Here is a 10,099-nt window from a genome sequence, read left to right on the forward strand (position 1 = left end):
GTGGCGCAGCCGATTGAGGCGGCTGCGCTCCAGTTCGGCCTGGCGCTGCTTGAAGCCGTATTCGGCCAGGATGATCGGCGAGGGGTCGACGATCATCACGCCGGTGTCGCCGTCGATGATCACCCAGTCGTCCTGCCGCACCAGGTTGCTGGCCGCGCGGGCGCCGACCACGGCGGGGATGTCCAGGCTGCGCGCCACGATCGCGGTGTGCGAGGTCTTGCCGCCCACGTCGGTGACGAAGCCGGCGAACACGCTCTGCTTGAACTGCAGCATGTCCGCCGGCGAGAGGTCGTGCGCCACCAGCACCAGCGGCACGTCCACGCTTTCGTCGAGCAGCAGGTCCTGCTGCGTCTTGCGGCGCGCCGCCGGCGGCTTGGCCACCGGGGAGGCCATGCCCTTCATGTGGCGCAGGATGCGCTCGGCCACCTGCTCCAGGTCGGCCTTGCGCTCGCGCAGGTAATCGTCCTCCATGTCGTCGAACTGGCGCGACAGCACTTCGAGCTGCGTGGTGAGCGCCCATTCGGCGTTGTAGAGACGGTCGACGATCCAGTGCTTGACGCCCTCGATCAGCTCCTCATCCTGCAGCAGCATCAGGTGCACGTCCAGCAGGGCGGAGAGTTCGTGCGGTGCTTCCTTCGGGCCCAGGGTGGCGATGGTCTGCTGCAGGCGGTGGATTTCGTCCACCACCGCGTTGCGGCCGACGCGGATGCGCTCGATCTCGGCCTCCACCTGGTCCGGCTGGATGAAGTAGTGGACGACGTCGGCGCGGCCGGAGCCGGTCACCACCGCGCGCCCGATGGCGATGCCCCGGGCGACGGCGATGCCGTGGACGGAGAAGGTCATTCCCCCTCTCCGAACTTGTCGGCGATCAGGGCCAGCATCGCGTCCATGGCCTCCTGCTCCTTGGGGCCGTTGGTCTCGAGCGTGATCTCGGCGCCCAGGCCGGCCGCCAGCATCATCACGCCCATGATGCTCTTGCCGTTGACGCGCCGCTCGCCACGGCTGATCCAGACCTCGCACGGGTAGCTGCCCGCCAGCTTGGTGAGCTTGGCCGAGGCGCGCGCGTGCAGGCCGAGCTTATTGCTGATGGTCGTGGTGGTCTTGATCATGGTTGCGTTGTGGCTGCTGCTGCGGCGCCGTGATCGCCACCTGCATCACCCCCTGGGTGCCGCCGATCACCGCGCGCGACACCAGCGTGTCCAGCGGCTCGTGGCGGTAGCTCACGGCGCGCAGCAGCATCGGCAGGTTCACGCCCGTGATCAGGCGCGAGGCGATGCCGTCGACGAGCTTCTGCGCGACGTTGCTGGGGGTGGCGCCGAAGATGTCGGTCAGCACGAGGATGCCCTGCACGTTGCCGGCCGCCGCGAGCTGCTCCATCGCGATGCGCGCCGCCGCCAGCGTCTCGTCCGGCGAGAGGTTCGGCTGCACGTCGATCGCCGTCACCGCCGCCCCGCAGTCGGGGAACACGTGCAGTGCGCACTGCCGCAGGGCGTTGGCCAGCGGCGCGTGGGCGATCAGCAGGATGGCATTCATGGGCTCTGCCGCCGATTATGGCTGTGGCCCCACAGGAACCATGCGTAGGACAGCATGCAGCAGGCCAGGAAGATGGCGAAGGCGAAGCGAAATGCCGACACTTCGCCGACCCCCAGGGCGCCGAAGCCGTCCACCAGCAGGCCGATGCCCCACTGGATCACGAACACGCCGAGGAAGATCAGCAGGTTGAACGCCGACAGCGCCCGGCCGGCCACGGCGGCGGGGAAGTGCATGCCGACCGCCGGCTGCGCCAGCGAGACGAACGTGGCGCTCACGCAGTACACGGCGAGCAGGCCGGCGCCGGCGGCGGGGCCGGCCACGATCAGGGCCGCCGTGGCCGCGAAGTGCAGCGGCACGCCCCAGGCGATCAGCCGGTCGACGTGCACGCCGCGGCGCTGCAGCCAGGGGGTGATCCAGCCCCAGCTCCAGAAGGCGGCCAGCATGCTCAGGTTGATCGTGAACAGCCCGCCGGCCGACGCGACCGGGTCATAGCCAGCCACGCGGATCATCCAGGGCCCGGCCCACAGCGTCCGCACCGCGATCAGGCCGCCGTAGACGACGAAGCCGAGCGGCGCCATCTGCCAGAAATAGGCACTGCGCCAGACCTCGCGGTAGCTGGCCCGCGCCCCGCCGGCCGGGGCGGCGGACTGCCAGCCCGGCACCACCAGGGCGAGGACGACCATGGAGACGCCCAGCAGCAGCGCCAGGCCCCAGAACAGCGGCCGCCAGCCGGCCAGCGGCAGCAGCCACTGCACCGGGAGGGTCGAGGCCAGCATGCCCAGCGAGCCCGTCATCAGCATCCAGGAGTTGGTGCGCAGCTGGGTGGCCGGTGAGAACCAGCGCCGGTAGCCGGTGAGCGGCGCCATCAGGCAGGCGCCCAGGCCCGCGCCGCACAGGAAGCGCGCCGCCAGCAGGGTGTGGAAGCTCTCCGCCAGCGCGAAGGCGGCGCAGCCCAGCACCGCCAGCACCATGAACCAGAGCAGCACCTTCTTCGGCCCGTGCCGGTCCAGCCAGGTGCCCAGCGGCAGCTGCAGGGACGCGAAGCCCAGGAAGTAGCCGCCCGCCAGCAGGCCGAGGTCGCGCGCGTGCAGGTGGAACTCCTGCGTCAGCGTGGGCGACAGCGTGGCCGTGACGGCCCGCAGCAGGGCCGCGAAGAAGTAGGTGAATGCGAACGCGAGGAAGATGGCCACCACCTGGCGGCCCGGGAGCAGGGACATGGGATCGTTCTTGGATGCGGCCGCGGCCTCTGCCGGACCGCCGGGCGCATTATCGGTTTCCCGATAATGGCGGCATGAATGCTCTCGATGGAATCCGCGTGCTCGACCTCTCGCGCGTGCTGGCCGGCCCCTGGTGCACGCAGACGCTCGCGGACCTGGGCGCCGACGTGATCAAGATCGAACGGCCCGGCACGGGCGACGACACGCGCAGCTGGGGCCCGCCCTTCCTGAAGGACCGCGAAGGCCAGGACACGCGCGAGGCCGCCTACTACCTGGGCACCAACCGCAACAAGCGCTCGGTCACCTGCGACATCGCGCGCCCCGAAGGCCAGGCCCTGGTCCGCGAACTCGCCCGGCACTGCCACGTCTTCGTGGAGAACTTCAAGGTCGGCGACATGGCGCGCTACGGCCTCGACTACGCGTCGCTGAAGGCGGTGAACCCGGCCCTCGTCTACTGCAGCGTCACGGGCTTCGGCCAGACCGGGCCCTACCGCGAGCGCGCCGGCTATGACTACGCGATCCAGGGCATGGGCGGCCTCATGAGCATCACCGGCGAGCGCGACGACCTCGGCGGCGGCCCGCAGAAGGTGGGCGTGGCGGTGGCGGACCTCTTCACCGGCATGTATTCCACCGTCGGCATCCTGGCCGCCCTGCGCCACGCCGAGCGCACCGGCGAGGGCCAGCACCTGGACATGGCCCTGCTGGACGTGCAGGCGGCGATGCTCGCCAACCTGGGCGCCAACTACCTCGTGAGCGGCAAGGTGCCGCAGCGCGCCGGCAACGCGCACCAGAACATCGTGCCCTACCAGGTGTTCGAGGTGGCGCCGACGGCCGACGGCCGCAAGGACCACATCATCCTGGCCGTGGGCAACGACGGCCAGTACGCCAAGTTCTGCCAGGTGGCCGGCCGGCCCGAGCTGGCGAGCGACCCGCGCTTCGCCCGCAACCAGGACCGCGTGCGCAACCGCGCGATCCTGGTGCCGATCCTCGAGCCGGTGATGAAGTCGCGGCGCAAGGCCGACTGGCTGGCGGCGCTGGAGGCGGCCAAGGTGCCGTGCGGCGCGATCAACGACATCGGCGAGGTGTTCGCCGATCCGCACGTGCGGGAGCGCGGCATGGTGCACCAGTGGGAGCATCCGCTGTCGGGGCCGCTGAACCTGGTGGCCAGCCCCCTGAAGCTCAGTGGCACGCCCGTGCGCACGGAGCTGCCGCCGCCCCTGCTGGGCCAGCACACCGAGCAGGTGCTGGGCGAGGTCCTGGGCTGGGGCGAGGACCGGATCCGCGAACTGCGTGAGAAGGAGGTGATCTGATGGCGAACTTCGTCCTCGTGCACGGCGCCTGGCACGGCGCCTGGGCCTGGCGCCGGGTGGTCGACGCGCTGCATGCGCAGGGCCACCGCGCGCTCGCGGTGTGCCTCACGGGCGTGGGCGAGCGGGTGCACCTGATGTCCTCGCTCATCACGCTGGAGACGCACATCGACGACGTGGCCAACACGATCGAGGCGGAGGAACTGCAGGACGCGGTGCTGGTCGTGCACTCCTATGCCGGCATGATCGGCACGGCGGTGGCCGACCGCATGCCGCAGCGGCTGAAGCACCTGGTCTACGTCGACGCGGTGGTGCCGCGGCCGGGCGAGAGCTGGAGCAGCACGCACGCCAGTGCGACGCGCGAGGCCCGGCTGGCGGCCGCCCAGGCGTCGCCGGACTTCGCCTTCCCGGCGCCCGACCCTTCCGTCTTCGGGCTGGCGGCCGAGGACCACGCGTGGGTGCAGCGCCGGCAGACGCCCCACCCCGGCCACACCTACCAGGCGCCGCTGCAGTTCGACCCGAAGCGGGTGGCCGGCGTGCCGCGCACCTTCGTGGACTGCGTACAGCCGCGGCTGGGCACGATCGACTCGATCCGGCCGCGGGTGCGCGACGCCGGCTTCTGGGACGGTGCCTGGACGGGCGGCGGCGGCATCCGCGTGGTCGAGCTGGCGACCGGCCACGACCCGATGATCAGCGCCCCGCAGGAGCTGGTGCGGGTGCTGCTGGATTGCGCCTGATCAGGCGCGGGCTTGCCGCTTGGTCCAGAATAGGCCCATGGCACGCAGGCAATGGATCCTCGGGGCGGCGGCGGTGGCGATCGCGGCCGCGGGCGCGTTCTTCGTGGTGGGCGGCACCGAGGCGGCGCCGCAGACCACCTTCGTGCTGCTGGACGGCTCGAAGCAGACGACGGCGGACCTGAAGGGCAAGGTGGCGCTGGTGAACTTCTGGGCCACGAGCTGCGTGACCTGCGTGGCGGAGATGCCGAAGATGGTCTCCACCTACGACAAGTACCACGCCAAGGGCTACGAGCACGTGGGCGTGGCCATGAGCTACGACCCGCCCAGCTACGTGGTGAACTACACCGAGACGCGCAAGCTGCCGTTCAAGGTGGCGATCGACAACACCGGTGCGGTGGCGAAGGCCTGGGGCGACGTGCAGCTCACGCCCACTTCCTACCTGGTGAACAGGAAGGGCGAGATCGTCAAGCGCTATGTCGGCGAGCCCAACTTCGCCGAGCTGCACCGGTTGATCGAGAAGCTGCTGGCGGAATCGTGATCGTCTTTGTCACCCCCGCGCAGGCGGGGGCCCAGAGAAGCAAAAGCGGCCGACGGCCGCTTTTGCTTTGGAAGCCCTGGATTCCCGGCTGCGCGGGAATGACGATCGTCCCACTCACTTGTTGCGGAAGTCGTCGTGGCAGCCCTTGCACGTCTTGGCCGTCTCGCCGAACTGCGCCTTCAGGGTGTCCAGGTTGTTGGTCTTGGCGGCGGCGGCCAGCTTCGGGGCCTCGGCCTGCAGGCGCTCGGAGGCCTGCTTGAACTTGGCCTGCTCGGTGTAGATCTCGGGCTTGGCCTTGGTCTCCGTGACCTTCTCCGTGCTGGGCTGGAAACCCGGCCAGGGCAGGTGGGACATCGTGGCCACGATGTCGGCACTGGCCGCGGCGGCGGCCGGATCGTACGGCGCCTTGCCGTTGACCATGGCGCCGATGCGGCCGAAGTTCTGGCCCATGATGAACATGGCGCTCTGGCGGTACTTCACCGCGTCTTCGGGCTTGGCGAACTGGGCCGAGGCCGGGGCGGCGAGGGTGAACGCTGCGGCGGCGACGGCAAGAGTGGCGACAACTTTCATCGGTTCTTCTCCGTTGGTTAAAGTGGCGGTTGCCACAGCGGCAGACCCGCACGCCGTGAAAAAAGTTCGCGCGGGAACTCGCCAGTGCGGGAATCTACTAAGCGGCTGAAGCCGGTGCATCCGGCTTTACGCCTAGCAACGAGGACGAACAGGAGACCCATGCCTCATCGCATCCGCGTCTGGGACCTGCCCACGCGTTTATTCCATTGGTTACTCGTTGGTTGCGTCGTCGCCCTCGTGGTCACGGCCAAGGTGGGGGGCAACGCCACCGAGTGGCACGCGCGCATCGGCCACGCGGTGCTGGCGCTGCTGCTGTTCCGCCTGGTGTGGGGCTTCGTCGGCGGGCACTGGTCGCGCTTCGGCTCCTTCCTCTATGCGCCGGGCAGCGTGAAGGCCTACCTGGCCGGCCGGGCGCACCCGGACCACCTGGTGGGGCACAGCCCGCTCGGCGCGGGCGCGGTGTTCGCGATGCTCGCGGTGCTGCTGGCGCAGGCCGGCACCGGCCTGTTCGTCGACGACGAGGCCGGCTTCACGGGGCCGCTCAATCGCTTCGTCTCCACCGCGCGCGGGCTGGCGCTGACCTCGTACCACCGCACCGTGGGCCAGTGGCTGCTGTTCGCGCTGGTGGCGCTGCACATCGCAGCCATCGTGTTCTACGAGCGGCGCAGGCGCCAAGCCCTGGTGCGGCCGATGATCACCGGCGACAAGGAGCTCGCGCACCAGGCGCCTGCCGCCCGGGATGACGCCGCTTCGCGCACCCTGGCGGCAGCCGTGGCGCTGGCCTGCGCCGGCCTGGCGGCCTGGGTTTCCCGCCTAGGATAAGTTCGTAAAGCCAGGCCACGGCGGGCCGGTAAAATGGGCCGTCCATGGACTAGCTTTCAGGACTTTGGATACTGCCCCTTTACCGGTCATCGAACTGACCACCCCCGCGGGGCGCGAACTCGAAGACGTGCGCGCCATCTTCCGCGAATACGCGGCCGGCCTCGGCGTCGACCTGTGCTTCCAGAACTTCGACGAGGAGCTGGCCACCCTGCCGGGCGAGTACGCGCCCCCGCGCGGCGCCTTGTTCCTGGCGCGCGTCGACGGCGAAGTGGCGGGCTGCTGCGCGCTGCGCCCGATGGACAGCACGGACTATCCCAATGCGGCGGAGATGAAGCGCCTGTACGTGCGTCGGGCCTTCCGCGGCTTCGGCCTCGGCCGCCAGCTGGCGGAGGCGGCCCTCGACGCGGCGCGCCGCGAGGGCTACGACTGCGTGCTGCTGGACACGCTGGACGACATGGAGGCGGCCCGGGCGCTGTACGAGGAGCTCGGCTTCGAGGAGATCCCGCCGTACTACCACAACCCGATTCCGGGGGCGCACTACCTCAAGGCCGATCTCTGGGTGAGCGCGCCGGCGCCCTTGAGCAGCCGCTGCTGACCCTCTTGGCTCCCTCCCCCTCTGGGGGAGGGTGAGATACCTCAGCCTTTCAGCTGCGACAGCATCGTCCCCGCGTCGCTCACCTCGAACTTGCCGGGGCCCTCGACGTTCAGGCTGGCCACCTTGCCGTCCTTCACCAGCATCGAATACCGGTTGCTGCGCACGCCCATGCCGCGGCCGGTGAGGTCCAGGGTCAGGCCCGCGGCCTTGGCGAAGTCGGCGCTGCCGTCGGCCAGCATGCGCACCTTGCCGGCGCTCTTCTGCTCGCGCGCCCAGGCGCCCATCACGAAGGCATCGTTGACGCTCAGGCACCAGATCTCGTCGACGCCGGCCTTCTTCAGCTCGTCGAACTTCTCCACGTAGCCCGGCACGTGCTTGGCGGAGCACGTCGGCGTGAAGGCCCCCGGCAGCGCGAACAGGGCGATGGTCTTGCCCTTGGCGGCCTCGCGCACCTTCACCGGGTTCGGGCCGATCGAGCAGCCCTCGCCTTCGACTTCCGAGTATTCCTGCAGGGTGACGTCAGGGAGTTGGTCGCCGACCTGGATCATGTGTCTCTCCTCGTGAAAAATGAACGGACAAAACAAAACGGCCCACGATTGTGGGCCGTTTTGCGGGTGCCTGCAGGCTGGGGACTTAGACCAGCTGCGCCTTCTCGACCAGGCGGGTCGCGACCCAGTTCTTGGTCTTGGAAAGCGGGCGGCTTTCCTGGATTTCCACCACGTCGCCGGTGTGGAACTCGCCGTTCTCGTCGTGCGCGTGGTACTTGCTCGACTTGATGACGATCTTGCCGTAGATGGGGTGCTTCACACGGCGCTCGACCAGCACGGTCACGGTCTTGGCACGCTTGTCGCTCACCACCTTGCCGACGAGAGTGCGCTTGAGGGAGGTTTTCGCTTCCGTCATGTTCACTCCTTGGTCGACTTGGCGGCGTCAGTGGAGCCACCTTCGGTGGCGGCACGCTTCTGCGCCAGGATGGTCTTGGCGCGGGCGATGTCACGGCGCGTGGAACGCAGCGTGGCGGTGTTGTTGAGCTGTTGCGTGGCCTTCTGCATGCGCAGGCCGAAATGGGCCTTCTGCAGCGACTTCACTTCGGCCTCGAGGCCGGCGACGTCCTTCTCGCGGAGATCCTTGGCTTTCACGGTCATGGTGTTCTCCTTACGCGCCGATCATGCGGGTGACGAACGTGGTGCGCAGCGGCAGCTTGGCGGCAGCCAGGCGGAACGCTTCGCGCGCGAGTTCCTCGGGCACGCCGACGATCTCGAACACGATCTTGCCCGGCTGGATCTCGGCCACGTAGTACTCCGGGTTGCCCTTGCCGTTGCCCATGCGGACCTCGGCAGGCTTCTGGGAGATCGGCTTGTCCGGGAACACGCGGATCCAGATGCGGCCGCCACGCTTCACGTGACGGGAGATCGCGCGACGCGCGGCCTCGATCTGGCGGGCGGTCAGGCGGCCGCGGTCGGTGCACTTCAGGCCGAAGTCGCCGAACGCCACGGAGTTGCCGGTGGTGGCAATGCCCGTGTTGCGGCCTTTTTGCTCTTTGCGGAATTTGCGGCGAGCAGGTTGCAGCATTTCTTCTCTCCTTTACCGTCGGGTCAGCGCTTGCTGCCCGGCGCGGGAACGCGCTTAACGGTAGATTTCGGGGCTTCCGCCCCTGCGGTTGCTTCGGCGGGCTTGTCGCTGCCTTCGGTGGGGGCGACGTTGGTCGCACCGGCGTCGCGGCGCGGGCCACGGCCGCCACCGCCACGGCGATCGCCGCCGGGGCCGCCACGGCGGTCGCCGTCGCGGCGCGGGCCACGCGGGCCACGGCGCTCTTCGCCTTCGGGACGCGGCGTGGAGTCGAGCGACGGCAGGTCGGTGCGACCCAGCGTGTCACCCTTGTAGACCCACACCTTGACACCGATGACGCCGTAGGTGGTCTTGGCTTCGGAGAAGCCGTAGTCGATGTCGGCGCGCAGCGTGTGCAGCGGCACGCGGCCTTCGCGGTACCACTCGGTGCGGGCGATCTCGATGCCGTTCAGGCGGCCCGACGACATGATCTTGATGCCCTGGGCGCCGAGGCGCATGGCGTTCTGCATCGCGCGCTTCATCGCGCGGCGGAACATGATGCGCTTCTCGAGCTGCTGGGTGATCGAGTCGGCGATCAGCTGGGCATCGACTTCGGGCTTGCGCACTTCCTCGATGTTCACCGCGACCGGCACACCCAGGCGGGTGGCGAGTTCCTTCTTCAGGTTCTCGATGTCCTCGCCCTTCTTGCCGATCACCACGCCCGGGCGGGCGGAGTAGATCGTGATGCGGGCGTTCTTGGCCGGACGCTCGATCAGCACGCGGGAGACAGCGGCGTTCTTCAGCTTGGACTTCAGGTAGTCGCGGACCTTGATGTCCTCGCCCAGCATGTTGGCGAAGTCGCGGTTGTTCGCGTACCAGCGGCTGTTCCAGCTGCGCGTGACGGCCAGGCGGAAGCCGGTCGGATGGATCTTCTGTCCCATAGTCTTCCTTAGTTCCCGACGGTCACGTACACGTGGCACGTGCCCTTGCTGATGCGGTTGCCGCGGCCCTTGGCGCGCGCCGTGAAGCGCTTCAGCACGGTGCCCTGCTCCACGTAGATGCTCTTCACGCTCAGCTCGTCGATGTCCACACCGTCGTTGTGCTCGGCGTTCGCGATCGCGGACTCCAGCACCTTCTTGACGATGACGGCACCCTTCTTCTGGGTGAAGTTCAGGATGTTGAGGGCCTGGTCCACCTTCTTGCCGCGGATCAGGTCGGCGACGAGGCGGCCC

Annotated in this window: 16 protein-coding genes; 5 read left to right on the forward strand and 11 right to left on the reverse strand. The window is 68.9% G+C overall.

Annotated features, from left to right (window positions below; all coding sequences use genetic code 11):
- The 4 genes from VFM98_RS19600 to VFM98_RS19615 all read right to left on the reverse strand — a co-directional run.
- Positions 1–843 (reverse strand): phosphoenolpyruvate-utilizing N-terminal domain-containing protein (locus tag VFM98_RS19600; protein ID WP_325111576.1); only part of this gene is annotated, 843 nt, incomplete at its 3' end.
- Entirely contained in the window at positions 840–1,109 is a 270-nt protein-coding gene (locus VFM98_RS19605; protein WP_325111577.1) for an HPr family phosphocarrier protein, read from the reverse strand. The genes VFM98_RS19600 and VFM98_RS19605, both read right to left, overlap by 4 nt.
- Complete coding sequence (locus VFM98_RS19610) at positions 1,078–1,533, reverse strand: PTS fructose transporter subunit IIA (protein WP_325111578.1); 456 nt, start codon at positions 1,531–1,533, stop codon at positions 1,078–1,080. Before VFM98_RS19610 ends, VFM98_RS19605 begins: the two co-directional genes overlap by 32 nt.
- Positions 1,530–2,750, reverse strand: a complete 1,221-nt coding sequence (locus tag VFM98_RS19615; protein WP_325111579.1) for an MFS transporter — start codon at positions 2,748–2,750, stop codon at positions 1,530–1,532. Before VFM98_RS19615 ends, VFM98_RS19610 begins: the two co-directional genes overlap by 4 nt.
- 74 nt (positions 2,751–2,824) lie before the next feature.
- On the opposite strand from VFM98_RS19615, the gene VFM98_RS19620 reads away from it, so the two are divergent.
- From VFM98_RS19620 to VFM98_RS19630, 3 genes are read left to right on the forward strand one after another with little or no spacing between them, the layout of a single operon-like run.
- Positions 2,825–4,060 (forward strand): CaiB/BaiF CoA-transferase family protein, encoded by a 1,236-nt coding sequence (locus VFM98_RS19620; RefSeq protein ID WP_325111580.1) that lies wholly within the window; start codon positions 2,825–2,827, stop codon positions 4,058–4,060.
- Positions 4,060–4,794, forward strand: a complete 735-nt coding sequence (locus VFM98_RS19625; protein ID WP_325111581.1) for an alpha/beta hydrolase — start codon at positions 4,060–4,062, stop codon at positions 4,792–4,794. Before VFM98_RS19620 ends, VFM98_RS19625 begins: the two co-directional genes overlap by 1 nt.
- A gap of 37 nt (positions 4,795–4,831) precedes the next feature.
- A complete protein-coding gene (locus VFM98_RS19630; RefSeq protein WP_325111582.1) occupies positions 4,832–5,332 on the forward strand; it encodes a TlpA disulfide reductase family protein in 501 nt (166 codons plus the stop codon).
- A gap of 114 nt (positions 5,333–5,446) precedes the next feature.
- On the opposite strand, the gene VFM98_RS19635 is transcribed toward VFM98_RS19630, so the two are convergent.
- Positions 5,447–5,902, reverse strand: coding sequence for a cytochrome c (locus VFM98_RS19635; protein WP_325111583.1), 456 nt, complete (start codon positions 5,900–5,902; stop codon positions 5,447–5,449).
- A gap of 159 nt (positions 5,903–6,061) precedes the next feature.
- Here VFM98_RS19635 and VFM98_RS19640 point away from each other — a divergent pair, with 159 nt between their 5' ends.
- Both VFM98_RS19640 and VFM98_RS19645 read left to right on the forward strand, forming a co-directional pair.
- Positions 6,062–6,724 (forward strand): cytochrome b/b6 domain-containing protein, encoded by a 663-nt coding sequence (locus tag VFM98_RS19640; protein WP_325111584.1) that lies wholly within the window; start codon positions 6,062–6,064, stop codon positions 6,722–6,724.
- Between the two features lie 88 nt (positions 6,725–6,812).
- Positions 6,813–7,319 (forward strand): GNAT family N-acetyltransferase, encoded by a 507-nt coding sequence (locus tag VFM98_RS19645; RefSeq protein WP_414709048.1) that lies wholly within the window; start codon positions 6,813–6,815, stop codon positions 7,317–7,319.
- Between the two features lie 41 nt (positions 7,320–7,360).
- Here the strand turns inward: VFM98_RS19645 and VFM98_RS19650 are convergent, their stop codons facing one another.
- From VFM98_RS19650 to rplV, 6 genes are all read right to left on the reverse strand, one after another.
- Complete coding sequence (locus VFM98_RS19650; protein WP_325111586.1) at positions 7,361–7,867, reverse strand: peroxiredoxin; 507 nt, start codon at positions 7,865–7,867, stop codon at positions 7,361–7,363.
- Between the two features lie 85 nt (positions 7,868–7,952).
- Positions 7,953–8,222, reverse strand: a complete 270-nt coding sequence (gene rpsQ / locus VFM98_RS19655) for a 30S ribosomal protein S17 (protein ID WP_325111587.1) — start codon at positions 8,220–8,222, stop codon at positions 7,953–7,955.
- A 2-nt stretch (positions 8,223–8,224) separates the two neighbouring features.
- Positions 8,225–8,464: a 50S ribosomal protein L29 gene (gene rpmC, locus VFM98_RS19660; protein WP_325111588.1), complete on the reverse strand. Its 240-nt coding sequence runs from the start codon at positions 8,462–8,464 to the stop codon at positions 8,225–8,227.
- Positions 8,465–8,474: 10 nt separating this feature from the next.
- Positions 8,475–8,891, reverse strand: coding sequence for a 50S ribosomal protein L16 (rplP, locus tag VFM98_RS19665; RefSeq protein ID WP_325111589.1), 417 nt, complete (start codon positions 8,889–8,891; stop codon positions 8,475–8,477).
- Between the two features lie 23 nt (positions 8,892–8,914).
- Positions 8,915–9,808 carry a 30S ribosomal protein S3 gene (gene rpsC, locus VFM98_RS19670; protein WP_325111590.1) on the reverse strand — a complete coding sequence of 298 codons (894 nt, stop codon included), beginning with the start codon at positions 9,806–9,808 and terminating at the stop codon, positions 8,915–8,917.
- Positions 9,809–9,816: 8 nt separating this feature from the next.
- The coding region (rplV, locus tag VFM98_RS19675) for a 50S ribosomal protein L22 (protein ID WP_325111591.1) at positions 9,817–10,099 on the reverse strand (283 nt) is incomplete at its 5' end.

The organism is Ramlibacter sp., from assembly GCF_035706265.1.
Taxonomy (GTDB): Bacteria; Pseudomonadota; Gammaproteobacteria; order Burkholderiales; family Burkholderiaceae_C; genus Ramlibacter.

Coding starts and splice junctions, on each gene's coding strand:
- VFM98_RS19640 (WP_325111584.1), top strand. CDS start 6,062: ATGCCTCATCGCATCCGCGTCTGGGACCTGCCCACGCGTTTATTCCAT.
- VFM98_RS19620 (WP_325111580.1), top strand. CDS start 2,825: ATGAATGCTCTCGATGGAATCCGCGTGCTCGACCTCTCGCGCGTGCTG.
- rpsQ (WP_325111587.1), bottom strand. CDS start 8,222: ATGACGGAAGCGAAAACCTCCCTCAAGCGCACTCTCGTCGGCAAGGTG.
- VFM98_RS19650 (WP_325111586.1), bottom strand. CDS start 7,867: ATGATCCAGGTCGGCGACCAACTCCCTGACGTCACCCTGCAGGAATAC.
- VFM98_RS19615 (WP_325111579.1), bottom strand. CDS start 2,750: ATGTCCCTGCTCCCGGGCCGCCAGGTGGTGGCCATCTTCCTCGCGTTC.
- rpmC (WP_325111588.1), bottom strand. CDS start 8,464: ATGACCGTGAAAGCCAAGGATCTCCGCGAGAAGGACGTCGCCGGCCTC.
- VFM98_RS19635 (WP_325111583.1), bottom strand. CDS start 5,902: ATGAAAGTTGTCGCCACTCTTGCCGTCGCCGCCGCAGCGTTCACCCTC.
- rplP (WP_325111589.1), bottom strand. CDS start 8,891: ATGCTGCAACCTGCTCGCCGCAAATTCCGCAAAGAGCAAAAAGGCCGC.
- VFM98_RS19630 (WP_325111582.1), top strand. CDS start 4,832: ATGGCACGCAGGCAATGGATCCTCGGGGCGGCGGCGGTGGCGATCGCG.
- VFM98_RS19625 (WP_325111581.1), top strand. CDS start 4,060: ATGGCGAACTTCGTCCTCGTGCACGGCGCCTGGCACGGCGCCTGGGCC.
- VFM98_RS19605 (WP_325111577.1), bottom strand. CDS start 1,109: ATGATCAAGACCACCACGACCATCAGCAATAAGCTCGGCCTGCACGCG.
- rpsC (WP_325111590.1), bottom strand. CDS start 9,808: ATGGGACAGAAGATCCATCCGACCGGCTTCCGCCTGGCCGTCACGCGC.
- VFM98_RS19610 (WP_325111578.1), bottom strand. CDS start 1,533: ATGAATGCCATCCTGCTGATCGCCCACGCGCCGCTGGCCAACGCCCTG.